The 25089-nt window shown below is 61.5% G+C and carries 17 protein-coding genes; 13 read left to right on the plus strand and 4 right to left on the minus strand.

The genetic code is table 11. From position 1 onward, the window contains the following. Nucleotides 1-101: 101 nt before the first annotated feature. Nucleotides 102-1370 carry a hypothetical protein gene (locus tag OXI69_14950; protein MDE2667440.1) on the minus strand — a complete coding sequence of 423 codons (1269 nt, stop codon included), beginning with the start codon at nucleotides 1368-1370 and terminating at the stop codon, nucleotides 102-104. A 563-nt stretch (nucleotides 1371-1933) separates the two neighbouring features. Further along, entirely contained in the window at nucleotides 1934-3853 is a 1920-nt protein-coding gene (locus tag OXI69_14955) for a peptidyl-prolyl cis-trans isomerase (protein MDE2667441.1), read from the minus strand. A 261-nt stretch (nucleotides 3854-4114) separates the two neighbouring features. Here OXI69_14955 and OXI69_14960 point away from each other — a divergent pair, with 261 nt between their 5' ends. From OXI69_14960 to OXI69_14985, 6 genes are all read left to right on the plus strand, one after another. Next, nucleotides 4115-5146, plus strand: coding sequence for a rod shape-determining protein (locus tag OXI69_14960; GenBank protein ID MDE2667442.1), 1032 nt, complete (start codon nucleotides 4115-4117; stop codon nucleotides 5144-5146). Nucleotides 5147-5207: 61 nt separating this feature from the next. Then, nucleotides 5208-6029: a rod shape-determining protein MreC gene (locus tag OXI69_14965; GenBank protein MDE2667443.1), complete on the plus strand. Its 822-nt coding sequence runs from the start codon at nucleotides 5208-5210 to the stop codon at nucleotides 6027-6029. Then, on the plus strand, nucleotides 6026-6523 hold the full coding sequence (locus OXI69_14970; GenBank protein MDE2667444.1) for a hypothetical protein: 498 nt from the start codon (nucleotides 6026-6028) through the stop codon (nucleotides 6521-6523). Before OXI69_14965 ends, OXI69_14970 begins: the two co-directional genes overlap by 4 nt. A 3-nt stretch (nucleotides 6524-6526) precedes the next feature. Then, nucleotides 6527-8407, plus strand: coding sequence for a penicillin-binding protein 2 (gene mrdA, locus OXI69_14975; GenBank protein ID MDE2667445.1), 1881 nt, complete (start codon nucleotides 6527-6529; stop codon nucleotides 8405-8407). A 279-nt stretch (nucleotides 8408-8686) separates the two neighbouring features. Then, the gene (gene rodA / locus OXI69_14980) at nucleotides 8687-9781 is read left to right on the plus strand and encodes a rod shape-determining protein RodA (GenBank protein MDE2667446.1); all 1095 of its coding nucleotides are present in this window, start codon (nucleotides 8687-8689) and stop codon (nucleotides 9779-9781) included. 396 nt (nucleotides 9782-10177) lie between these two features. Continuing rightward, nucleotides 10178-13075 carry an Rne/Rng family ribonuclease gene (locus OXI69_14985; GenBank protein MDE2667447.1) on the plus strand — a complete coding sequence of 966 codons (2898 nt, stop codon included), beginning with the start codon at nucleotides 10178-10180 and terminating at the stop codon, nucleotides 13073-13075. Here OXI69_14985 and OXI69_14990 read toward each other — a convergent pair. Beyond that, complete coding sequence (locus tag OXI69_14990) at nucleotides 13072-13923, minus strand: SDR family oxidoreductase (protein MDE2667448.1); 852 nt, start codon at nucleotides 13921-13923, stop codon at nucleotides 13072-13074. The two genes, OXI69_14985 and OXI69_14990, sit on opposite strands and share 4 nt — an antisense overlap. Nucleotides 13924-14058: 135 nt before the next feature. Then, nucleotides 14059-16212, minus strand: a complete 2154-nt coding sequence (locus tag OXI69_14995; GenBank protein ID MDE2667449.1) for an alpha-galactosidase — start codon at nucleotides 16210-16212, stop codon at nucleotides 14059-14061. Between the two features lie 465 nt (nucleotides 16213-16677). Here OXI69_14995 and OXI69_15000 point away from each other — a divergent pair, with 465 nt between their 5' ends. From OXI69_15000 to OXI69_15030, 7 genes are all read left to right on the plus strand, one after another. Next, on the plus strand, nucleotides 16678-17535 hold the full coding sequence (locus OXI69_15000) for a phytanoyl-CoA dioxygenase family protein (protein ID MDE2667450.1): 858 nt from the start codon (nucleotides 16678-16680) through the stop codon (nucleotides 17533-17535). 190 nt (nucleotides 17536-17725) lie between these two features. Beyond that, nucleotides 17726-17926 (plus strand): hypothetical protein, encoded by a 201-nt coding sequence (locus OXI69_15005; GenBank protein MDE2667451.1) that lies wholly within the window; start codon nucleotides 17726-17728, stop codon nucleotides 17924-17926. A gap of 70 nt (nucleotides 17927-17996) precedes the next feature. Then, entirely contained in the window at nucleotides 17997-18953 is a 957-nt protein-coding gene (locus tag OXI69_15010) for an endonuclease/exonuclease/phosphatase family protein (protein ID MDE2667452.1), read from the plus strand. Between the two features lie 343 nt (nucleotides 18954-19296). Further along, nucleotides 19297-20538: a sialidase family protein gene (locus OXI69_15015; protein ID MDE2667453.1), complete on the plus strand. Its 1242-nt coding sequence runs from the start codon at nucleotides 19297-19299 to the stop codon at nucleotides 20536-20538. A gap of 58 nt (nucleotides 20539-20596) precedes the next feature. Then, a complete protein-coding gene (locus tag OXI69_15020; protein ID MDE2667454.1) occupies nucleotides 20597-21298 on the plus strand; it encodes a zinc transporter in 702 nt (233 codons plus the stop codon). Nucleotides 21299-21522: 224 nt separating this feature from the next. Continuing rightward, nucleotides 21523-24672: a DEAD/DEAH box helicase family protein gene (locus OXI69_15025; GenBank protein MDE2667455.1), complete on the plus strand. Its 3150-nt coding sequence runs from the start codon at nucleotides 21523-21525 to the stop codon at nucleotides 24670-24672. After that, nucleotides 24662-25087, plus strand: a complete 426-nt coding sequence (locus OXI69_15030; GenBank protein MDE2667456.1) for a PIN domain-containing protein — start codon at nucleotides 24662-24664, stop codon at nucleotides 25085-25087. Before OXI69_15025 ends, OXI69_15030 begins: the two co-directional genes overlap by 11 nt. The last annotated feature ends 2 nt before the right edge of the window (nucleotides 25088-25089 follow it).

The raw sequence follows: 25089 nt of genomic DNA on the forward strand, positions 1-25089 counted from the left end.
AAGCAAGCAGACAGGTTGTCAAGCAGAAGAAAAGGCGGGCGAAGAAAAAGGCGGGGAGAAAGAAGTTCTCCCCGCGAAGGGTGGGATTGCCGGTGGCACTCCTATTCTGTTTCTTTGGGATCGTAAAGGTCGTGTATCCGTTCCAACCTGAAATTCCCCTTGTCAAATCGGTCCATCTCGTCAAAGTAGATGGTATCGCCGCTCATCGTTTGCCCGTCGACCTCCTCGGCAAACAACCGGTAGCCGATAAGGGGGGGAAGAGAATCCCTGGAAGGGGGAGCATCAAAGAAATTTTGAATTTCCAAGAGAATTGTTCCGTTGACAACCTCCCCTTCAATGAGAAATACCCGGTCAATGGTGGGGAAGGTCCCGCTCAGAATTTCAAGCGCCCCGTACAGCATGTCCCTTTCCTGATGGAGCGTCACCTTGATTTCAGCGTTCGTGATCGTCCCGGTCAGGTCGCCTTCCCAGATTCCGGCGATCGCAGGGGTTTCCGGTTGGGGCAGGGCAAAGGCCGGAAAGAACCCGGCGAAGGGACCGGTGGTACTTTCCACCAGGGAGGTGGCCACAATTACCGGCTCACCCTCGATCCGCTCCGGGTTGGGGTAGTCGACCTCGATGATGATCTGACCGAAGGTGCCGGGCACCGACGAGCGAATGTCGTCGCTTACAAACATGCCATTGGCTCGGACATCGACGGAAGGAAGAGTCTTTTGCAGGGCTCCGTTTCGGTCGAATAGTTTGATCCGGAGGCTTCCCGTCCCTTGGCCAACGTTAACCACCGCCAACCGAGACTTGAAGGATCCCGCCTTGACCGAGGACTTAATGAGGAGCGGGTTCCAGGGAGTACCCTTGCTCTCTACGAAAGCTGCGGGTTTGAAGATCTGGTCCGCGATGGCCAACTCCATGGCGGGATCGTTGTCCGCCCGGTCCAGAATGACCGAAGCCCAAGCGGTGATGGGTTCATCCGAGAAGATCAGCAACCATCCTGTGGTTGCCGTCCCCCTTCCGGGTTCAGGCACCATATCTCTATGGCTAAAGATATCGTTGATCTGAAGCATCTGGTTCGACCGCACGTCAAAGAAACCGACTCGGTCCAGGTTTCCGGATGGATCGTACAGTAGAATCAATACGCTCGCTTTCGGGTCGGCCCTACCCTTCTGTACCGAATACCGGGTGAAGTTGTTGAGGCCGACGTTGGTTCGGGCTCCGTCCTCACTGGTGACCATCGGTATCACGATGGAATAGTTGTCGTAGTCGCCGTCCCCAGAACCCTCCTGATTGGCTTGCTGCAATTGGCTGCGCAGTTTCTGCAGGGTGCCATTAAGACTGGGTCGGCTGAGGCGGATGGCCCTCACGCGGTCCTGCATCGCTTCCCTTCCCCCGACCGCCCTCCTCAAGGCCGCCTCTCGCCCGGCGCCTCGGTCCTCAGCCCAGCTCGCCGGTGATATCAGTAATACGGCTGTCAGGCACCACGTTGCCCGTTCAAGGATTCGCATGGCCTTCCTCCTTGCTGATCGAATGGCTGGATCGACTCCCAAGAGAATGCTGGTTGTGATGCCCCCGACGCCCAAAGGGTTGACGGTCGTGCCGCTGGTAGTCGCTCCCGGGACGCCGAGTCTGCCACCCTCCGGCTCGACTGCGGGCTCCGCCCTGGTCTCGCCGACTCCCCATGCGATGGGGAGTCTCATTAGGAATGAAACCGGGGTATATCAGAGAAGTGTTTCGTAGAGATTTTCGGGAGCAGGAAAGTCCGTGATGACCTGGCAGCACACTTTGAAGAACGGCGCCAACACCGCCAAGATGCTTTGCGTGTGGATCCAACAACTATCCACTAATCACTCGCCACTATCCACTTTTCACCTAGTTGCGCCACCGTCCCATCCGACGGGACGGCTGATACAGGATGAAACAGGTGTATTCCCGACAAGGTTCAGAGTTGGGCGGAAATTTCGTCCAGGCGGGATTGGTTCACCAGGATTTCTCCCTTTTCCTGCATCCGGGTCCTGGTTCCCTCCAGGAAGGCATCGAAAACAGTCTGCCGCTTACGGGTCAACAACCGGTTGCGTATCTCCTCTTTTTCCGTGGCGAAACGGTTCGGATCGATATCCTGCCTCTCGGTAAGAACAGCCACCACCAGCCGCCTGCCCACCTGGATGGGCTCGCTGACCTCTCCTTCCTTGGCCGAAAAGGCAAACTCATCCAGCGGGGTGCTCGCGCCCAGATCGGGGATGGAGCCATTGCGGCTGAAGGGATCGCTGAGCTTGACCTCGATTCGGTCTCGCCGCGCCGCGGACGACAACTTTCGACCGGCTTTCACTCTCTTGACCAGGTCCTCTGCCTTGGATCGAGCCTCAGCATCGCCCTTCCTGGTTCTCACGTCCTGTTGCACCCTGCGACGAACCTCCTCGAATTCAGGAACTTGGGAGGGCTTCACCTGGACCAGACGGGCCAGAACGAATCCGTTGGGAACCCGCTGGGGTGCGCTCACGGCCCCCTCCGTCATGGAGAACACCCTGGTTGACAGATCCGGTGCGTTTCCAATGCCGGGAATCGCTGCTCCCGGAGAGAAAAAGGGCGAGGTTTCCGTCACCAGATTCAATTCCTTGGCAATGTCTTCTAAGGAGCGCTCATTCCTGGTTTGCCGGTAGGCCTTGTCGGCCAGGTCTCTTGCCGCCGACTCGGCCTTCTCGCTGGTAATGGAAGACTTGATGAGATTTTCCACTTCTTCGAAAGCCTGGGTCCGAGCGACCTGCTTTTCGAGCACCTTGATGATGTGAAATCCAAACTGGGTGGTCACCAGGCTGCTGATCTCACCCTTGGCCAGGCCGAATGCCGCCCGTTCGAATTCAGGCACCATCCTGCCGCGGCCGAAGAACCCCAGGTCTCCCCCGTTCGCGGCCGAACCGTCCTCGGAGTGCCGCTGCGCCAATCGGGCAAAATCCTTGCCCGCCTTGGCCTCTTCCAGAACCTTCTCGGCCTTCTGCCGAATCTTCTGCACGGACTCGGGCGACTCGCCGGCAGTCTTGAACAGAATGTGAGAAGCCTGAACCTGTTCCTGAACCTGAAACTCGGATCGGTTGTCGCGGTAGTAGTCCTGCATCTCCTCGGCAGTGGGCTCGAAGGTAGCCCTGAGCCGGCCGATGTCCGCCAGGAGATACTCGATCTGGCGTTGCTCGGGAAGCCGGTAGCTTGACTTGTTCTCCTCGTAGTGGGCCTGGACTTCTTTCATGGCGATGAACTCCAAATCCTCGAACGAAGTCGGGTCGACGACCGCGTAGCGGATTCGGGCCTTCTCGTTCCGAAGCCGATAGTCTTCCTCGGCCTCCCAATCGGAGACGTTCACATACTCGGTGACCAGACCACGCAGTTTCTCCTGCATGATCTCGTAACGAATCGACTCTTCGAACTGCTCCACCGTCAGTCCGTTTTGGCGCAGGATCGCCTTGTATCGCTGGAGAAAGAAGTTCCCCTCTTCAAGGAAGGCCGGAACGGTCAGGATCTTCTCTTGAATCTCCTCGGATGTCGCGTCCACCCCTAGCCGGCGTCCCTGTTGCAAAACGATTTCCCGGCTGATGAGCTGATTGAGGATCTGCTGTTCGATCCTCAACTGCCGCAACAGCTTGCGGTCGTAGGGCACGTTGCTGCTGCGCAGGAACCGGAACAGGGCATCCCTCAGTTCCATCGGCGAGATCTCGGCGCCGCCCACCCGGGCGACAAAGGGCGCCCCGATCTCTTGCCCCCATTGCATGCCGGCTCCCGGGATCAGGTAAGCCACCAGCCCTACCACCAGCAGCGGCAGAAACAACCAGGCGAACAACCGCTTTCGCCGACGCATGAGATCCAGGATCATTGGTCTTCACACTCTCCTGTTGAGCAGCCGTCAAAAGTGCGACAGCCATATGCCAACAACGGACAAACCTCAAAAATGCCATTATACCAGAGCCGCAAACGTCGGACAGCAATCCCCCGCACAAGTGCCGGTTAAGTGTTTGTAAATTAAGGGAAACTTTGCTATGCTGGGGCAATCGCAACAGGGTTGTCGCCCGCTTCGTCCGCGGTCCAGGCATGATTTTTCCCAACGCTACCTGAATCTGTTTCAGTTGTAGACCGCATGAGTTTTCGAACCGCCTTCCACCTCTTTTCCAGCGACCTCGCCATTGACCTGGGCACGGCCAACTCCCTGGTTTACGCCAAGGGCAAGGGAATTGTTGTCGATGAACCCTCCATCGTGGCCGTCAACGAATCCAACGGTGCGGTGGAAGCCGTGGGCCGGGAGGCCAAGTACATGCTGGGACGCACCCCGGCAAACATCGTTGCCATCCGGCCGTTGAAGGACGGCGTCATCGCCGACTTCAAGATCACCGAAAGGATGCTGACCTATTTCATCCGCAAGGCCCATGGCCGCAAGTTGCTGGTCCACCCCAGGATCGTCATCGGAGTTCCCTCGGAAATCACTCAGGTCGAGAAGCGGGCGGTCATCGACTCCGCCTACAGATCCAAGGCCAGCGAGGTCTACCTGGTGGAGCAGGCCATGGTGGCGGCGCTCGGGGCAGGGCTGCCGGTCTCGGAACCTTCAGGGAATCTGGTGGTGGACATCGGAGGCGGAACCACCGACATCGCCGTTATCTCCTTGTCCGGGATAGTCTACGGTCGTTCCGTCAGGCTGGCCGGCCACGAGCTGGACGACTCCATCATTCGATACATCCGAGCCAAGCACAACCTGCTGATCGGCGAACGCACCGCGGAACAGATAAAGATCGAAGTCGGTTCGGCCTACCCCCTGGACGAACCGGTCACCATGGAGATCAAGGGACGCAACCTGGTCGAGGGAATCCCGAAAACCGTGGTCATTACCGACGGCGAGATTCGTGAAGCTCTGGCGGAGGGCGTGGGGGCCATCGTCAATGCGATCCGGGCGGTGCTGGAAAAAACCCCTCCCGAACTCTCGGCCGACATCGTGGACAAGGGCCTTATCCTGACCGGAGGAGGCGCCTTGCTTCGGAACCTGGACAAGTGCATCCGGGAGGAAACCGGGCTGCCGGTCACCGTGGCGGAAGATCCCCTGTCCTGCGTGGTCCGCGGTACGGGACAAATGTTGGGAGATTTCGATCTCCTCAAGAAAATCTCCGTCGACTCCTACTGACGACGTCACGACCGGACCACAAACCGGCATGGGTTGAGAGCCCTCCGGAGGCGTGGCATCCATGAAGCCGCTATTCCAGTCGCGAAGAGAAGCGCTGATCGTCATTGTAACCCTGGCGGCTCACCTGGCCCTGCTCTCCTCCCAGATCCCGAAGGCCAGTTCCACTCCCCTTTTGCGCACCTGGGCCATGGAGTTCGTTCTGCCCTTCCTGAGGGGAGCTGTCGGAGGCGTCAGCAGCCTGAGCGGGCTATGGGAGGACTACGTCCGCTTGAGGGTCGACAAGGAGGAGCATGAGCGCCTCAAGAGCGAGGTGGAGGATTACCGGCAAACCCTCCTGGTCTACAAGGAAGAGGTCAACAGGCTCAAACGGTTGGAGGTTTTGGATCTGGTCAAGGCCGCTCTGAACCGACCCAGCGTGGCAGCCAACGTGATCGGCGGAGACGATCGCATGGGTTACAGCTCCAGAGTCGTGGACAAGGGTTCCAGCTCGGGGATCAGTTGGGATTGCCCGGTGATCAACTCCGAAGGCGTGGTGGGTCGAATCGTGCACGTTTCCAGGAACAGCGCGGTGGTCCAGTTGATCTCCGACCTGGACAGCGGCGTGGGCATCCTGCTGGAAACCAGCCGGGCTACCGGCGTCCTGAGGGGCACGGGCCAACAGACGGCCACCATTCACTATGTCCCCCCCTCCGAAGAGGCTGCACCCGGTGAGCGAGTGATCACCTCGGGACTGGATCGGATATATCCCAAGGGACTGCTGGTTGGAAGCGTGCTGTCGGCGACCTCTTTGCAGACCGGTTTGCAGCAGGTCAAGGTCGCCATCGCCGCCCGCATGCAAAAACTTGAAGAGGTCCTGATTCTCAAGAAAGAGTCGACCGGATGATGCAATCCCTCATCCAGTCCCTGGTGGACGTACTGCTGCTGACGGGGATGGTGGTCATTGAAGGCGTGTCCGCCCACTTCTTCCCCAATGCCGCTTCCTTGTTGAATCTGCCGCTGATCGTCCTGGTTTACATGACGCTGACCCAAGCCAACCTGCCCTGGATACTCTTCCTGGGAGCGCTGGTCGGCCTGCTGCAGGACAGTCAGGGCGTCCACCTTCTGGGACTCAGCGGATTCTGTAATCTGTCGGTGTGCATCCTGGTCTACGTGGGCGGCACCATGATTGCGATGGACGGCTGGATTATGCGCACCAGCATTCTCGGGCTGGCCTTTCTGGTCTCCGGCTCCCTCTCCTGGGTCCTGCGGGTTGCTTTCCTGGACCGGTACGAGAGCCTCATGTTCGACCAATTGCTGGTGGGTGGTCTGGTTTGCGCCGGCCTGGGGCTGCCGATCTTCACTCTTTTCGATCGAATCCTGAAAGAACGAGCACGCTGATCGATGCAACTTCGAGACTTCTACAAAGACAAGGAGGCCGCTCAGGCTCGAATCCCGATTCTTCAGGTGTCGATCATCCTGGGGTTCCTGCTGCTGCTGGCCGGACTGTGGAAGGTGCAGATCCTGCGCCACAACCATTACGCCGCCCGTGCCGAGCAGAATCAGGTCCGATCCATCCGCTGGGTGGCGCCTCGAGGCAAGATCCTGGATCGCTATGGAAGGCCGCTGGCCAACAACCGCCGTTCCTATACTCTCAGCGTAACCCGAAAGGACCTCTCCGAGCTCGAATCCTCCCTTGATCTCCTGACGGAGGGCCTCCAGTTCGAGCCCGGCTTCCTGAAGTCCCAAATCGAGAAGCAGCTACGCCGGCCCAGGCACCTGCCCCTGGTCCTCAAGGAGGATGCCGGAATCGGCGATATTTCCTTCATCGAGGCCCACCGCCAGGAGCTTCCGGCCATTCAGGTGGTTCCCCATCCCATCAGAAACTATCCTGAAGACGAGGTGGCGGCTCACCTGCTGGGTTACGTGACCGAGATATCGGAGAATCAACTGGAATCGGGGATATTCGGAGACACGGCCAAACCCGGCGACATCGTTGGCCAAAAGGGCGTGGAACGGGTCTACGACCACATCCTCAGGGGGGTGGACGGGAAAAAGACGGTACGGGTCGACAGTCGCGGCCGCGAGATCGAAACCATCGACCTGATCCCGCCCTACGCCGGAAACAACCTGCGCCTGACCATCGATATCGATATTCAGCGGGCCGCTGAGAGAGCCTTCGGAGACAAGGCAGGAGCAGCCGTCGCCGTTGATCCCAAGACCGGGGAGGTGCTCTGCCTGCTGAGCCGCCCCGCGTTCGATCCCAACAGCTTCGCCACCCGCATCAGCCGGCAGAAGTGGGACCAACTGTTGCTGGATCCCCAAAAACCCATGCAGAACCGAGCGATTCAGAGCCGCTTTCCCCCGGGTTCGGTATTCAAGATATTCCTGGCCGTCGCCGGCCTGCAGGAAGGGGTACTGACCCCGACCCATACCGAGTACTGTACCGGGGGCACGCGGATCTACGGCCGCCGCTTCGCCTGTTGGAAAAAGGAAGGACACGGAGAGGTCAATCTGCACAGCGCCATTGTGTCTTCCTGCAACGTCTTTTTCTATCGCCTGGGTCGAAAACTGGGGATTGACAAGATTGCGGTCCATGCCAAGGCCATGGGATTGGGATACAAGACCGGAATCGATCTGCTAGGCGAAAATCCGGGAGTCATCCCCTCGCCCGAATGGAAGCGGCGAATCTACAATGCCAACTGGTATCCCGGAGAAACCATTTCGGTGGCCGTCGGCCAGGGGGCGGTTTCTCTGACCCCCATTCAACTCGCCCGGGCCCTGGGGGGATTGGGCATGGGAGGAGTCTACAACGTGCCCCACGTGGTACCGTCCGAGGATCGCACTCGCGCGGGCACGCGCTTGCCTGCCGCATTCAAGCCGGACCCTCCTCTCCAACCCCGAACAGTACGGCTCATCAGTCAGGGACTGTGGGGTGTCGTCAACGAGTACGGCACCGGCCGGCGGGCTGCCGTGCAGGGATTCGATGTCTGCGGCAAAACGGGGACGGCCCAGGTCATCAGTCGGGAAGGGCGGGCGCGCTTGAAAGTGGATGGCGAATCGTTCCAGGACAACGCCTGGTTCGTCGGCTTCGCCCCCAGAGACCTTCCGGAAATTGCGGCTGCCGTTTTCGTGGAACAGGGAGGAAGCGGCGGCGCCAGTGCGGCGCCTGTCCTTCAGGCCATGTTCCAGGTCTATTTCGACAAGCACAAGAAAAAGCAGTCTCAACCCGGGGTCTCCTCGGAGCAAATCACCTTTTCCCTGCCTTCCGAAAGGGTGAACTAGCCCGCATTTCTCACCAGGGGGCATGATCATGGTGCAGGCATTGTTTCCTTCAGCGCGTGCTCGCGACCGAAGAGCGTAGCGGTCACTACGGTCGAGGGAGCCTGTGCGCGCTGAAGGGGAAAGGACAAGCCAGGGCATGCCCAGCGCCGTCTGTGATGCCCAAGCCCTTGACATGGAGCCAATCAAGGTACTGAGAGATAAACTACCCTTCGTCATGCCGTCAGCGGCCTGGTGAGAAATGCGGACTAGTGCTCCTCCGAGACAGAGAAACGACCTAACTTGCCAAAACAGATCCTGCCCTATCTCAAGCAGTGTGACTGGGTGATGTTGTCCCTGGCCCTGGCCATCGCCGCCGTGGGCGTGGTTGAGATCTACAGCGCCACCCAATACGAGCTGTCGGAATCCTATTACGTCAAACAGCTCTACTACATCATCCTGGGACTGGTAGTCCTCGCCCTGGTGGTCAGCCTGGACTATCGACTCCTGTCCCAGCAGGTGCCCTACATCTACCTGGTTGCAGTACTCTCGCTGCTTCTGGTCCTGTTCATTGCCCCGGCCATACACGGCACGCGTGGATGGATTCCGCTGGGCGCCTTCAAGATCCAGCCCGCGGAATTCGCCAAGGTGGCAATCGTACTGACGCTTTCCCGGTTCCTGAGCGAGAACCGCACCCACTTCCTCACCTCCAGCCATATCATCAAGGCCTGCCTTCTGGTTGGACTCCCCCTGGGACTGATTCTGCTGCAACCCGACCTGGGTTCGGCCATCACCCTGGCTCCGCCGCTTGCCGTCGGCCTGGTGCTTGGAGGGCTCCGCCGCAGGTGGATCCTGGCCGGGGTTGTCGTGGTGACCTTGATTAGTGCCGCCGGATGGTATAGTCTCAAGCCGTATCAGAAGGAGCGTGTCTACACGTTCCTGGAGCCGGAACGGGACCCTAGCGGCCAGGGTTACCAGGCGATCCAGTCCCGCATAGCCATGGGCTCCGGCGGTCTATTGGGGAAGGGAGTCACCCAGGGAAGCCAGACGGCGCTGGGTTTTCTTCCCGAACGCCATACCGACTTCATATTTTCGGTCGTAGGCGAAGAGCTTGGATTCGCTGGATCGTTCATTATTCTGGCTTTCTACTTTCTGATCATCATGCGTTCGATACGCATTGCACAGACCGCGCGCGACAAGCTTGGAGTGTTTCTCGTGCTGGGGTCGGTGAGCGTGCTCTTTTTCCATATCCTGGTGAACGTCGGCATGGTGGTGGGCTTGGCGCCCATCACGGGTATTCCCCTTCCATTGCTGAGCTATGGAGGGTCTTCGATGCTCACCACGTTCATATTGCTGGGATTGATCATCAACGTCGGAATGAGACGGTACATTTACTAGTGTCCTGTCTCGGAAATAGGATTCCGACCGGACTTCTGGTCTATTGACGCTAACTGGGGCGGCCGGGTTTGAAGCTCCGAGCCGGCCCTGAAATTTACCAACGTTTGTTCCAAATATTGCAACTCGATCCCGGCTCGACAGGGATTGTCGAGCGGATCGGGGCTATTGAGAAACACCCAAGAGCTTGAACGGTAGTGTTCCCGGCGAGCCCGACTTGCTCGTCAGCGGAAGCCAGGCATTGGCATGGCCAAAGGATTAGATCCATGATGGGATCGACAGGACTCTCGCTCGATCTAGGGTCGAGTATGCCCCACCAACCCGGGCATTCGACTCTCTACAACCCACCCTCTGCCCCACCGAACAGCTCCTCAGTGTTTCACCAAGGAGGAGTACCTCATGTCGAAGGAGCTTATTGTTTCCGCTTCGTCACAAGAAACCAAGGCCGCCATCCTGGAGGGCGGCGAAGTCGTTGAAATCCACATCGAGCGCGAAGGAGACCAAGGAATCGTAGGAAGCATCTGCAAGGGTCGAGTGACCAAGGTGCTTCCGGGAATGCAGTCGGCTTTTGTCAACGTCGGCCTGGAACGCGATGCCTTTCTCTATGTCTCCGATTTTTTCGAAGACACTGACGAATATGACCTGATTGCAGGCACGGCCGACGAGCCTGTCGCCAAGCCGGACCAGGCCCCAGGTCCCGAAACCGCCAGGCAACCCGCACCGGGCGGAGAAGACTCCGGTGGCGCCCGCCATCCGGACCGTCGCATGCGCCCCCGGAGGGCCAGGCGGGGCCGCTTGCGAGGGAAGCGCCAGGAGGCAGCTCCTTCAGAGCCCAGCGCCGCAGCGGCGGAAAGCCCCGCGCCGCCCCCACCCCCAGCTTCGGTTTCCGGCCCACCCGAGTCCCTTTCCGTCCTTCCCGGCGAAACACTGGCCAAATACGCGGCGGTTTCCGAGCCGCCCCCGGCGGTGGAACCCGAAGGCGAGCCTCAGGACACCGTTCAGTCCGAACCGGCTGCGACAGCCGAGACAGCCTCAACAACCGAGCCCCTCGCTCAGTCCGAACCGTCCGCAGCAGAGGAAACGACGGTCCAGCCCGAACCTACCGCGGCAGGAGAGCCGGCCCCTGCAACCGAGCCCGAGTCCCGTCCCCTCAAGGGTAGAAGGGGCAGAAGGCGTTCCAGGCAAGCTGCCACCGAGAGCGCTGAGGCAGATGCCTCTGCAGCATCCCCTGAAGCAGCGAAGGGCCCGGACACTGAAGCGGAGGTTCATGCCGACGGCGAAGCCGGGACCGCGGAAGTGGAGGAACCGACCGCCCAAGCGGAAGAGCCGACCGCCGAATCCGTGACAGTCGAAGTGGAGGAGACAACCGCCGAATCCGGACCATCCACCGGCGACTCCGAGCCGACAACGGAAGCCTCTTCCGAGGCAGCCGCGGACTCGGTGACACTGTCGGAAGAGCCCGAAGCAGCCACCGAGGAGACCCCTCCCGGCCCGGCTCAGGCAGAGTCGGGGGCCGAGGAACCGGGCGAGGAAGCTGAAGCTGCCTGGGAAACGGACGCGCAGGCGCCACCGGAATCGGACGCCGCCGAGGAGACCGATTCCGCTGGAGAACCGACTCCCGAGGTCGCCGAGCCGGCCGCGGAGGTCGCCGCCGATGAACCCGGCGCCGCTGCCGCCGCAACCGACGATGACGCCGGGGAACAGGTGGCGGCAGCCGAAGCCTCGACCGCGGTGGACAGCCCCGAGGAACAGGACGCAATCTCGACCGAGACGGACCAGGCTCGGGAACCGGCTCCGGCCGAGGTCGCCGAAAGCCCGGATTCTCCAGCTGACGGGCCGTCCGCAAGCGCCGGCGAAGGCCCATCCGACCCGAATCAGCCCGAGGATCCGAACTCGACAGGAGAGGCCGCCGAACCTGAAAGCGAAACGGTCGGGGCAGCCAAGACATCCTCCGGCCCCGCTTCCAGGCCTCGGGCCTCCAACGCCCAGTATCGCAGTCGTCCCAGCACGCCACGGTTCTTCCGCCGGTCACCCGACCGGCGCCGCTCCCAGAATCGCGGCGAGGATCGGCAGCGTCGGGAGGCGTCCTCCCCCGCACCCATGATCGCCGACCTCCTCAAGGAGGGTCAGGAGATCCTGGTCCAGATCGCCAAGGAGCCGCTGGGGACCAAGGGAGCGCGGATTACGTCCCACATAGCCATTCCCGGTCGCTACCTGGTCTACATGCCCACGGTCAACCACATCGGAGTCTCCCGCAAGATCAGCTCCGGAGACGAGCGCCAGCGACTCAGGAGGATCATCCAGGACAACCGTGGGGATCTGCCGGGCGGGTTCATCGTTCGTACGGCCGGTGAGTACAAGGGAGAGGACGAATTCAAGGCCGACATCGGTTTTCTTCGGGCCCTCTGGACGGAGGTCAAGACCCAGTCCGACAAGAAGTCCGCCCCCGCCATCATCCACCGGGAATTGAACCTGGTGCAGCGGATTCTCAGGGACCAGTTCAACCGCGAATTCTCCGCGATCCGGGTGGATAACGAGTTGGCCTACGCCTCCATCGTGGAGTTGATCCACCGATTCCAGCCCAGCCTGGTCAAGAAGGTCAAGCTCTACACCCGGGAGACACCCATATTCGAGGAGTTCGGGGTCCAGGCGGAACTGGACAAGGCCCTGCGCTCCAAGGTCTGGCTGAAATCGGGAGGCTATATCGTCATCGACCAGGCCGAGGCCCTGGTGGCCATCGACGTGAACACCGGAAAGTACGTGGGCAAGTCGAACAAGCTGGAAGACACCATTGCCAAGACCAATATGGAGGCAGCCAAGGAGATTGCCCGTCAACTGCGGCTGCGCGACCTGGGAGGCATCATCGTTTGCGACTTCATCGACATGGAGGACCGCAAGAACCGGCTCAAGGTGACCCAGACGCTGGAGCAGGCTCTGAGGCGGGACAAGTCACCCTCGAAGGTGCTTCAATTCAATGACTTCGGCCTGGTGGCCATTACCCGCAAGCGGGTGAAGCAATCGCTGCTGAAAGCGTTGTGCGAGCCCTGTTCCGAATGCTGCGGGTCGGGAATGGTGAAATCTCCCCAAACCGTCTGTTACGAGATTCAAGGGGAAGCGCGGAAGATGGCCAGCGCCATCGAAGATCCGGAGATCACGATCCGCGTGCACCCCAGGGTAGCCAAGGCCCTCAAGACCACCGAGGCCTCGGTCGTCGACGAGTTGGAGTCGAGCCTGAAGAAAGACCTGGTGATCAAGAGCGACCCCCTCTTCCCCCAGGAACGCTTCGACATCTTTTAATGGGGCGCTCCGGCAATCAACGCCTCATACCCTTCCCTAAAGGTCGGATATCGAAAGGCGTAGCCCGAATCCAGCAACCGGGTGTTGCGACACCGCTTGGTGCCCCGGGCGGGCTTGCCTGGCTCCGGGGACACCCGGGACGGCTCCGGAACCCTCAACCGCCGCGAGATCCAGCGCAGGACCCCGCACTGTTCGGCCGGCTCCTGGTCCACCAGCAGGTAGAGAGACCGCGGGTTGTCGACCCCCATCAAATGAGCCAGCGCTCCCGAGCAGTCGTCTCGATGGACATGGTTCAGATAGCGGGGCGGCCCTTCGAAACAGCAGGCCTCCCCTCGCCGGACGCTGTCGATCAGCCGCTGCCGGCCCGGCCCATAGATCCCTCCGACCCGAACTACGGTGCCCGCGATCGGGCTTTCCAGCAACACCTGTTCGGCCTCTCTGAGCAACCGCCCCCGGAAGTGGCGGGCCTCGGCCGCTGAATCCTCGTCTATCCATTCGCCGCTGGACTGGCCGTAGACCGCCGTGCTGGAGGTGAAGAATATCCTGCGCACGGGAGGGTTCTGCCCCTGCAGCGCCCCAATCAGGTTCCCCAGCCCCTGTAGGTAGGCCGATCGATAGCCCGCTTCCGAGCGACGATCGGCCCCGGCCGTGTAGAACACCACATCGAAGGGCCCGGGCAGGTCCCCCAGCGTCTCCGGCCGGGTGAGATCGGCGCTGAACCCGCGCAGCCCCGGCGGCAGCCGACTCGGACCGCGCCGCAAGCCGCAAACAAAGTGCCCCTCGCGAACCAGGCGCAGACCCAATTCCTGCCCCACGTAGCCGCAACCGGCAATGAGAATGCGAGCCATGGAGTTCGATTACTTCCGGATGGAGGCTGGACCCGGCGCGGCGCTACCGGGGGGCACGGGAGGATAGGAATCCGGTTCCGCCGCGGCGGCTGCATCCATCCCTCAACCGACCCACCGCGCACCGCCCCACCCCAGTCACACCGCCCGATACGAGAACAACCTGGCCGAATTGGGAGCCAGCGGAACCGTGAGACCGCCGTGCATCAGCTCACTCCCCGACAGGACCCGGCTTTCTCCGGTGCCCTCGTCCCGCAGGCGATAGCGGCGGCCGGCGTCCAGGGACTGCAGGAAAACGGATTGGCGAGGGCGGCGCCCCAGGTAACGGAAGACGAAAACGGCTCCTTCGTTGGAGCCGTCGCAGAACTGGGCAGCGTCCCAATCGGCCTCGCTGTTGGGCACCGACAGCAACCGGTAGAAGTCCTTCACCAGCAGCGGCCGGATCTTCTTGTAAATCCCCACCCAGTGCTTGGCGCGCCGCAATACTTCCGGCGGCCAGGCGGCCAGCCCGCCGTGCAGAAGCATCTGCCCGGTCATGCGGCTCAGAAAGGCCTGGTCCGGAAAGCCGACATCCAGACCGTGGTCCCGGCCCTCCCGGTCGGGTCCCACCGCCAGGCCCATGTAATTGGCGGGGATGAAGGCATTGGCTCCGAGCTGGATCATGCGGCAGGAGTGGGGATGCCCGCTCATGTCGTTGGCCCAGGCGCAGTGGTGACGCCTCAGGCTGCCCAGATCAATGGCGTTGCCGCCCCCGGCGTTCAGCTCCAGCATCAGGCGGGGGTGCCGGCTGGTCAGTGTTTCCCACACCTGATAGAGCCCGCGCACGTGGGCGAAGCGGGTTTTACCGTCGGAGTCCACCAGGTCCCAGTGAAAGGATTCCTCGCCCCGCATGGGATCGGTATAGAAATCGGCCCGGATATAGCGCAGGTCATAGCGCTCCACGAAGCCGCCGACAAGGTCGATCCAGTGGTCGCAGGCCTCGGGCAAGCTGAAGTTGTACTTGAGCGGGTGGAACCCCTCGGGAAGCTTGTAGAAGAACTCGGGATGTTCCCGGGCCAGCCTGGTCCAGGGAAAGGCTACGGCCTCGAAGTAGAGTCCCATCCCCATCCCCTTGGAGCGGACATAGTCGGCAAAGGGCTCCAACCCCCGGGGAAACTTCTCGGGATCCACCTCCCAGTTGCCCCTGCCCCGGGAATGCCCTCCCTTGTACCAGTCGGCGTCCACGCAGAACATCTCCACCCCGGCCTCGGCCGCCGCATCCACCTGGCGGCGGAGCTCCTCCTCGGTGTAGGTCACGCTGATGCCGGGCCAGAGCGTGTAGGCCACGTGCGGCACCATGGGTTTTCCACGGTAGTGGGGCGTCAGGCGCTGGTGAATGTAGCGGCGCAAGCCGTTGGTGCCCGACTCGAAGCCCATCTCGAAGAAGCCCAGGTGGACCACCGGAAGGTCCAGGCTCTCCCCCGGATCCAGAACCAGGTCCTTGATCAAGGGACCGACCTCGATTTTCACGTCGGAGGGTGATCCGTCATAGGCGACGCGGGCCTGCCAGAAGGTGGACCATTCAATGCCGAAGAAGAGCCCGGGCTGGTCCGAATCGGGGCCCTGGCTGACCATGAACAGGGGAAGATCCTGGGAAGAGGACCCGGTCCAGCGTTCACCGAAGCCCCGCTGCTTGACGGGAACCGCTACCTCGCAGGAGCCGGTGGGGCACCCGCTCAGGTTCCGGTGGCTGGCGAACTCCACCGGACGGTAGTGGAAGGGTTCGATCCAGCGGGGGCGAAAGGCATCCGAAGGGAACTCGCGGGCGTGGGGAAAATAGGAGGCGCTGCCGGCCCCGGAACAGGCCATGATCCGGGGATCGGTGACTCCGCCCAGCCGTAGAAAGAGAGAATAGAGGCGGGTCAGGGGCTGGGAACGCCCGTCGGAGGTGTTGGTCAGCTTCACCCGGTATTCGGCCGCTCGCAGGGTCCGGTCCAACCGCAGGCTTCCGGCAGCCTCGAGCCCGTCCTGGGAGCGGTAGCGAAACTTCCAGAGATCGGCGGACTCCGACTCGAGGGACTCGAGATTCCAGTCCAGCATCTCTCCGTTCCGCTCCATGGCGAACCCGGGACCCGGTTTCAGGGAAACTCCCTGGGGCGCCAGCTCTGCCATAACCTCCACCAGGCTTGCCGGCTTCCCCGACTCCTGGCCGGCAGCCGCCGTTGCGGCTCCGACCCAGGCGGGTGTGGTTGCCATAACCGCAGTGCTGCTCAGGAATTGACGGCGGTTGATCCCCTCCAACGGTGTTTCCATTGTTGCCCCTCCTCGTTGCTCCCGAAGGCGGCATCATACCACGGCGGTGCGATTCGCCCGGGGCGTGGTGCGATGGGAATCCGGGCTTGGCTTTCGCGCCGACTCCCCCCTCAATAGCGGAATGATACCCCGGGCGTCAGTCCGGGGGTTCGAGACGAACGGCGAAGCCGCGGCAGCACTTAGCAGTGGGTGTAAACCTGGCGCGGGCTGGCCTTGCCGCCGACTCGCAACAGTGGATAGAGTATGCGCTTGTGCTGAGCCGCGAAGGCAGCGACAGCAATCGTCCCCGATGTTCGATTACAGCCACCCCACAGCCCACCCCAATCCCTGCCCTCAAAACTCCCCTGAAAAAGTCACCGAAAGTCTGCCGGACGAACACCATCTGGTAAACTGTGGCTGACCTGCAGGCGGCCCGCGGTGCGGGCCTGCCGCACCTCTTCGATTGCTACGGGAGAACTGAGAGACGTGCTCAAACAAAATGATCGCAAAGACCGCATCGTCGAGACTGATTGGGCCGGAATGACCCTGGGGAAACGCATAGAACACCTGGAGGTGGAGGGCTACCTGGTCCTCCCCGACCTGCTGGACCCCGACCACATCCGGCGCCTTCAGGCCGAGACCGGCAAGTTCGAGACCTTCCACGTCGACTACAGCGTTTATCAGAGGGGATGCCAGGATATCCAGTTCCGGGGCGGAGCTATCACCGAGCTGATCGCCCATCCGCCGCTCATTGACTTCCTCAAGGCGCTGTGCGGCCCCGAGCTGATCTTCATGAGCTATGACTACTCCCGCTCCGAGCCCGGCCATCCCGGAATCAGCCTGCACTGCGACGGGCAGCCCTGGGGGTCGGAGATTTTTGGCTACGAGCAGAGCTGCCCCCGCCTGATTCGAGTGCTCTACTACCTGCAGGACCTCACTCCCGAGGTGTCGGCCTTCAAGGTGGTGCCGCGCTCCCATCTGAGTTTTCACCATGACGGCAATCCCTACCTGCGCTATGACGCGCATCCCGAGCAGGCCATGGTCACCTGCCGGGCGGGCTCGGCAGTGTTGATCAACCAGAACGTCTTTCACGGGAACTACCCCAACATCGGCACCTACGCCCGCGAGATGCTGGGCCTCGCCTACCGCCCCTCATGGGCCGGACCCAGCGACAAGATCAAGCCGTGGGACCCGGAGGAGCTGGCCAAGGTGCCCTCCGACGTGCGGGAACTCATGGGCGACCCAAACACCCGCATCTGGCACTTCGAAGGGGGGAACAAACCTCCCAACATGGCCAATGAGGGACCCGGCATCGACGCCAGCCGCTGGGAGCGGACCAGATAGTCTCACCGATGCGGCCAAGACTTGAACCCTGGGAGGACTTATGGCACCCAACTGTCCGAAATGCCAAGATGAATTGCCTCGCCAAGTGGTCCGGAAGGGATTCAATTTGGGCTCCCTGGAAAAGGCCGAGATCGCATGTCCCCGATGCCGACAGGTGCTCCGCATCACACCCAACAGGGCTGTGGCTATCATGACGATGGCCATGCTGCTGGCCGCTGTGCCGATAGCGCTTGTGGCCATCTTGTTCCTGACCCCGCCGCGTATGGATCTGGCCGGCACGCTGTTTATACTGGTTCTGTACCCCTTGACGTATTCCGCACTGCTGCTTGTCTTTTACCTGAAGCTGGCCCGGTTTCACGAAAAACGCTCGCCGTACTCCATCAGGGCTTGACCAACCCCTCCCCACCCCCCAGCGACGTTAGGGGGCAGGGCCATCGATTGCGCTCCGGAGTCTTGATCCCATGAACAACAAAGCATTGGCTCTGCTGCTCGTCCTCCTGATCGCCCTGTCGGCCATTGCGGCCGGAACCGACCAGACGGAAAGCGAGCGGAAGTGGCTCAGCATGAGCGGCACTGTCATCAAGACCCTGGAAGCCCTGCAGGCCCACAACGCCACCCTGCCGCCACCGCCGGTCGAGGCCCGCGACACCGGGCTCCGGCTTCGGGTGTTGACCTTCAACATTCACAACTTCAGAGGCTACCCGGAGGACCTTGGAACGGCGCGCTGGAAGAGCGACCCCCAAGAAAAGCTGGATATCCAGCTCAGGACCCTGGGGATGCTGGACGCCCACCTGGCATCCCTGCAGGAATGTGACTATGACAAGCCCCTGCAGCTCCGGCTGATCGAACGACTGGGATACCTGGCCAGCTTCTTCCCGGCCTCCCACCACAAGCACTGCGCCGGCGCCACCCTGAGTCGATACCCGCTGCTGGACAACCTGAATCTGACCTTCCTGGAGATGGAGGGCCAAGTGGTCGTGAAGCGGTTTCTGGGGCGTTCACTGGTTCGCCTGCCGGGAGGACAGGAGATCCTGATCTACGGTGGACACTACGATCCGGCGCCGGACGCCGAGATGGACCTCATCGAGGAAGTCTGCCGCCTGGACCGAGCCCTGAAACGTCCCATGATCTGGATGGGCGACTGGAACATTCAGCGGACCCACGGCCTCTACAAGCGATTCCACGAGATGGGCCTGGTGGATGGATTCGTCCACCTGGGCCTGCCCCATACCGCCACCAGCCTCAAGGGAGACCGCACCCGGGGCGGCATCGACTACATCTTCTGCACGCCCGACATCGCCGACCGCCTGGAGTCCATCGAAATCGTGGCTCGCGGAGCGGCCGCCCTCGACCCCAACGACCCCGAAAGCATCGCCGCTAGCGACCACCTCCCCGTGCTGGCCGTGTTCCGGTTCTAAGCCCCCCGGGAGCGCGGGCGTCCCGCCCGCATCCTTATGTCCTTGGCCTCCGCTGGTTCCCTGCGATGCTTCAGCCAGCCACCAGGTCGGCCTGGTCGGCAACCGCCAGGCCGACGGAAAGCCAGGGTGCCGTTCCCGGTTGATCGCAATGGGCAAAGATGGCCGAGGCTGTGCCAGGCTTTGGGCGGGAGGGACGCCCGCGCTCCCGGGGGGATCACCGAAGCCGAGCCGCCAAGCGAAGGCTGACGCGGCGGGGGGTAAAGCGGGGCCACACCCTGGCTCTGCCTCCCCTTCCCCACTCCCTCACTTGACAATATCGCCACATTCTGAAAAATGTTCGCCCATGAGACACCAAATAACCCTTGCTATTCTCCTTGGCGCACTGGTCTTCACCGTTGCCGCCTCCCCCGTCCAGGCTCAAATCTTCGAGAGCCGTGAGGACCCGTCGCTCGACTATCCGATCGAGGTGCTGGAGGCCGATCCCTATTGGCAGCCGGCCGGCAAGTGGGCGCTGGATTCGCCCCTGACCACCCTGGGAGCCATGCGAGCCGTCTATCGCAAGCTGGGAACGCTGCCCGCCCAGCGGCTGCGACTGCCGGTTCCCAACTCGCCCTGGAAGCTGACGGGGCGAGTCAGCCGGACCGGCGACGGTACCATCCACGCCGCCTTCGGCCGCTACCTCTACCGTTCCACCGACGCAGGCCGAAGCTGGCAGGGAAGGAAGCTGGACAACCTTGCCGGCGCCCGGGAGGGACAACCGGTCAGCACCGCCGCCTTCGGAGGCAACGACGAATACATCTTTCTGGCCCACGCTCACCGGGGACTGCTCCCCATCGACCCCGAGTCGGAGAACCCCACCTACCCGGAGGTCATCTCCCGATCCAGCGACGGCGGCCGGACCTGGCAAGCCAGCGATCCCCTGAAACATGCCTTCAAGAAAGCCGGGGGCGACGGCAATCACATCGTCAGCCTGGGCGGAGGTGAGCTGCTGGCCAATCTGGATGGATACGGAGGATCGCTGGACCCGAGTGTCAAGCGCGAAGGCGGCATGGTTATCTTCCGCAGCACCGACAACGGAAAGACCTGGAAGCTGGACTCCGTCGTACCCCGGGTCGCCGAAACCGGCTTCCTGCACCTGGGCGGCCGGCGGATGTTGGCAGCCTTTCGCAACGAAAGCGGGAAACACGACAGCAAGACGGTGCAGTTGGCCAACTCGGACGATGGGGGACGCACCTGGCACAGCCATCGCCCCCTCACCCGCATGTACGGCCAGGCTCACGGAGACCTGGTCGCTCTGCCGGGAGGCGGCGTGGTGGCCACCTTCGAGAACCGCTACCCCTACGCCGACGGGGGCGCCATGCTGGCCCGGGTCAGTTGGGATGAGGGCCAAACCTGGGAACCCGAGCTCTACAAGCTCACCCGGGGCCACGGCTACTCCGGCTCGGTGGTGCTGAAGGATGGCACCATCGTCACCCTGGCCGGCGACGGCCAGCTCAGCCGTGTGGGCCGCCCCACCGGCCGCCGCTACACCCTGCAGGCCGTGCGCTGGAAACCGTTGCCGAAGGGGAAGAAGGTTGGGGAGTAGCTGGACTGCTCCCACCTTTCCGATACCCGCATCCATCCCATCATTGGGGCCGCATTCCGTGACTCTGCTTGCCGTCGCCGCTGCCGTCTCCCTGGCGCTTGTTCTGGGCGCACTGTGGGGACTGTACGGTCGCTTCGGCGACCGTACCGAGGGGTTTGTCCTGGCCGCGGGCGGCGGCGCACTGATGTTCTCCGCGGTGCTCGAGCTGATCGTGCCCGCTCGCGAATTCATTAGCCTGACCGCGACGGGATTGGCGCTGTTGATCGGGGCGGGAACTTTCGCCCTCATCGACTATCTCATCGACGAACGCTGGGGGGATGAGGGCGGCGTCGGCCTTCTGGCCGCAGTCACCCTCGACGGGGTGCCGGAGAACGTCGCACTGGGAGTGATGCTGATCGGCGCCGGCGCTTGGGAGGTCGCAGGCCTCGCCACCGCTATCTTTCTCTCCAACTTGCCCGAAGGCGCCAGCGGCGCCAAGGGGATGCGCGCAATGGGCTGGCGGCGCGGCCGCATCCTGGCGCTATGGTTCGGCACGGCACTGGTCCTGGTCGTGGCTACGGTAGCCGGAAACCTGCTGTTTCACGGTGCGCCGGAAGAGTATCTCGCGCTGATGCATGTCTTCGCGGGAGGCGCGGTCATCGCATCGCTCGCCACCGAGATCTTTCCCAAGGCCTACCGCCGCGACCATCACATGGCGGGCATCGCGACCGCTCTAGGCCTCCTGGCGGCTCTCCTGGTCACCCACACCATGCCCGACTGAACCGCAACCGGATCTCCGGAGACCGCGCCTTTTTTGGAACCAGAGATCCACTAACCATCACTCCAGCCGCGTACCATCCAACATAGCCAGCAAAGCAGATTGACTGCCTCATGAAACATCTGGAAGATATCAGAGCAACGTTTGCGCTAAATTAATACCGCAGTACCAGTAACAACTACCTTGGACCAAGCGGCAGTACTCAACAAAGAGGAGCAGCGCGGCCATTGACGAACCCATTCTTCGAACAACCCGTCCTCAACTCGCCTTACGAGTACCCCAAACGACACTGGGAGCTGGATAAAACCGGCCAGCCGACTCAGAGGATCATCGACAGCCGCCGACCGGCCGATTTCATCACACCAATCCCAAAGCCAAAAAAGCAAAAGGCGGCCAAGACACAAGCCAAATTGATATTCGATGAGGGGAAGGGTCTATCGACCGAGAAACAGCAGTACGAGCACACCGCAATTATCAATGCAGTTCGTCAACAAGTCGATCAGTGGCGGAAACTCCCAGACCCGAATCAATGGCAAGTCACCCCGGAGACAGCCCGTCTGGTCCGTCACTGGCGGCACCACCGATTCACCGGTATTCGCCCTTTCTTTTGCCAGGTTGAAGCCCTGGAGACCGCCGTTTGGCTCACTGAAGTGGCGCCGCAGGCCGGTCCCAGAGGCAAGCGGTTTCTCGAACATCTTGCCAATACCAATAATGAAGCCAATCCGGGCCTTTCTCGGTTGGCTCTCAAGTTGGCGACCGGAGCAGGCAAAACCACCGTCATGGCCATGTTGATTGCCTGGCAGACCATCAATGCGGTCCGCCGCCCCCAGAGTCCCAGGTTCACCCGCGGCTTTCTGGTGGTCACCCCGGGGATCACCATCAAGGACCGCCTGCGCGTGCTGCAGCCCAACGATCCGGACAGCTATTACCAAAGCCGTGAGCTGGTTCCGAGCGACATGCTCCCCGATCTGGAAAAGGCGAAGATTGTCATCACCAACTATCACGCTTTCAAGCGACGTGAGCGCCTGCCACTGTCCAAGGGCGGCCGGTCCCTGCTTCAGGGGCGGGGCGAATCGCTGAAAACCCTGGAAACCGAGGGGCAGATGCTCCAGCGGGTCATGCCCGAGCTCATGGGAGTCAAGAAAGTCCTGGTTCTCAACGATGAGGCACACCACTGCTATCGCGAAAAGCCGGGCGAGAAGGAGGAAGGCACGCTCAAGGGAGATGACCGCAAGGAAGCCGAAAAAAACAGGGAAGCCGCCCGATTGTGGATATCGGGACTGGAAATCGTCGGCAGGAAACTGGGCATCAACCGCGTGATAGATCTTTCGGCGACGCCCTTCTTTCTGCGCGGTTCGGGCTATGTCGAAGGTACCTTGTTCCACTGGACCATGAACGACTTTTCGCTCATGGACGCCATCGAATGCGGCATCGTCAAATTGCCCCGGGTGCCTGTGGCCGACAATATCCCCGGCGGTGACTCTCCCAAGTTTCGCAACCTGTGGGAACACATCCGCACCCGGATGCCGAGGAAGGGGAGTGGCAAGGCCAATTCCCTCGATCCCCTCAGCCTGCCCGTGGAGCTTCAAACCGCCCTGGAAGCCCTCTACGGCCACTACCGGAAGATCTTCGACCTTTGGGAAACAGCGGGCATTGAAGTACCGCCCTGCTTCATCGTGGTCTGCAACAACATTTCAACCTCCAAACTAGTCTACGACTATATCTCCGGCTTTCACCGCAAGAACGAAGGCGGCTCCACTTCACTCCGAAACGGGCGACTGGAGCTATTTCGCAACTTTGACGAGCATGGTAACCCGTACCCGAGGCCTCGGACCCTCCTGATAAACAGTGAGGAACTGGAGTCCGGCGACGCGCTGGACCGGGGCTTTCGTAAGATGGCCGCCGATGAGATCGACCGCTTTCGGAGGGAAATCATCGAGCGCACCGGCGACCGCCTCCAGGCCGAGAAAATCAGCGACCAGGACCTGCTCCGCGAGGTCATGAACACCGTGGGCAAACCCGGCCGGCTGGGAGATTCGATCCGCTGCGTGGTGTCGGTGTCGATGCTAACCGAAGGATGGGATGCCAACACCGTCAGCCACGTGCTGGGCGTGCGCGCCTTCGGCACCCAGTTGCTATGCGAACAGGTGGTTGGCCGGGCTTTGCGCCGCCAATCCTACGACCTCAATGATTGCGGCAAGTTCAACGTCGAGTACGCCGATGTCCTGGGCATCCCCTTCGACTTCACGGCCAAGCCTGTTGTGGTAGAGCCAGTGCCGCCGCGAGAGACTGTTCAGGTAAAGGCCGTGCGGCCCGAACGGGACCCACTGGAAGTCCGCTTCCCGCGAGTGGCCGGATACCGGGTGGAGTTGCCCCAGGAGCGGCTCAAGGCCCACTTCATTCCTGACTCGGTGTTGCACCTCACGCCGGACCTGGTTGGTCCGTCGATCACCAGGAACCAGGGGATCATCGGTGAGGGTGTCGATCTCAACTTGGTTCACACAAACGACCTGCGCCCCTCGACCCTGCTCTTCCATCTCACCCACCGGCTGCTCGACACCAAGTGGCGCGACCCGGGTGAAGAACCCAGGCTCTATCTTTTCGGGCAGCTCAAGCGTATCACCAGGCAATGGCTCGAAAGCTGCCTCGTCTGCAAAGGCGGCACCTACCCTGCCCAGCTCATGTACCAGGAACTGGCCGACATGGCCTGCGGGCGCATCACGGACGCCATAACTCAAGCGGAAATCGAGAGCCGGCCGGTCAAGGCGGTGCTGGATCCCTACAACCCGTTCGGCTCGACAGCCCACGTGAATTTCAATACGACCAGGACCAGCCGATGGGAGACCGATGCCCGCCGCTGCCACGTCAACTGGGTCGTTCTCGATAGCGACTGGGAAGCTGAATTCTGCCGCGTGGCCGAATCCCACCCTCGCGTCAGGGCATACGTCAAGAACCACAATCTGGGCCTGGAGGTTCCCTACCGCTACGGCTCCGAAACCCGGACCTATCTCCCGGACTTCATCGTTCTGGTCGACGACGGCCGTGGTCAAGACGATCTCCTGCACCTCGTCGTCGAGATCAAGGGCTATCGAAGGGAGGATGCCAAGGAGAAGAAGGCCACCATGGACACCTACTGGGTGCCCGGGGTGAACCGTCATGGCCGCTACGGCCGCTGGGCCTTTGCCGAACTTACGGACGTTTACGAGATGCAGTCGGACTTCGAGGCCATAGTGGAACGGGCGTTCGACCAGATGATCGAAAGAGCGATAATTGGGCGTGAACGGCAGGCTGCCGAGGCCATGAGAGTCATGCGTGAGTTGCAAGGCAAGTTGCGCGTTGGACGCAAGTTGACGCGAGATGAAATGAATGAGCGTTGAAAATTTCATTGACACTAACGTCTTCGTGTATCAGCTTGAGCGACTTGACACCCGCAAGGCCGCGATTGCAGAACATTTGATCCGGCATGGGATAGCGAGCGGAACTGCCTGTATCAGTTCTCAGGTCGTCCAGGAATGTCTCAACACGGCGATTCGTAAGGCGGAAATTAAGCTGAACAGGAATGAGATGGAAAAGTACCTGCAATCTGTGCTCGCGCCCTTGTTGCGGGTTCAGCCGAGTCTTCGCCTCTATCGATCATCCCTGGACATCCAGTCGCGTTATCAGTTTAGCTTCTACGACAGCCTGATCGTTGCCGCCGCGCTCGAAGCGGGCTGTAAAACCCTCTACAGCGAAGACCTGCAGCACGGACAGCAAATTGACGGAGTGACCATCGCAAACCCGTTCAGGACATGAGC

The organism is Acidobacteriota bacterium (assembly GCA_028875575.1).
GTDB lineage: Bacteria > Acidobacteriota > Terriglobia > Versatilivoradales > Versatilivoraceae > Versatilivorator.

Excerpts from the sequence above, each read along its gene's own strand:
- OXI69_14965 (MDE2667443.1), top strand. The coding sequence starts at position 5,208 with ATGAAGCCGCTATTCCAGTCGCGAAGAGAAGCGCTGATCGTCATTGTA.
- OXI69_14950 (MDE2667440.1), bottom strand. The coding sequence starts at position 1,370 with ATGCAGGACCGCGTGAGGGCCATCCGCCTCAGCCGACCCAGTCTTAAT.
- OXI69_15030 (MDE2667456.1), top strand. The coding sequence starts at position 24,662 with ATGAGCGTTGAAAATTTCATTGACACTAACGTCTTCGTGTATCAGCTT.
- OXI69_15005 (MDE2667451.1), top strand. The coding sequence starts at position 17,726 with ATGACGATGGCCATGCTGCTGGCCGCTGTGCCGATAGCGCTTGTGGCC.
- OXI69_14985 (MDE2667447.1), top strand. The coding sequence starts at position 10,178 with ATGTCGAAGGAGCTTATTGTTTCCGCTTCGTCACAAGAAACCAAGGCC.
- OXI69_14960 (MDE2667442.1), top strand. The coding sequence starts at position 4,115 with ATGAGTTTTCGAACCGCCTTCCACCTCTTTTCCAGCGACCTCGCCATT.
- OXI69_14990 (MDE2667448.1), bottom strand. The coding sequence starts at position 13,923 with ATGGCTCGCATTCTCATTGCCGGTTGCGGCTACGTGGGGCAGGAATTG.
- OXI69_14995 (MDE2667449.1), bottom strand. The coding sequence starts at position 16,212 with ATGGAAACACCGTTGGAGGGGATCAACCGCCGTCAATTCCTGAGCAGC.
- OXI69_14955 (MDE2667441.1), bottom strand. The coding sequence starts at position 3,853 with ATGATCCTGGATCTCATGCGTCGGCGAAAGCGGTTGTTCGCCTGGTTG.
- OXI69_14970 (MDE2667444.1), top strand. The coding sequence starts at position 6,026 with ATGATGCAATCCCTCATCCAGTCCCTGGTGGACGTACTGCTGCTGACG.
- mrdA (MDE2667445.1), top strand. The coding sequence starts at position 6,527 with ATGCAACTTCGAGACTTCTACAAAGACAAGGAGGCCGCTCAGGCTCGA.
- OXI69_15015 (MDE2667453.1), top strand. The coding sequence starts at position 19,297 with ATGAGACACCAAATAACCCTTGCTATTCTCCTTGGCGCACTGGTCTTC.
- OXI69_15010 (MDE2667452.1), top strand. The coding sequence starts at position 17,997 with ATGAACAACAAAGCATTGGCTCTGCTGCTCGTCCTCCTGATCGCCCTG.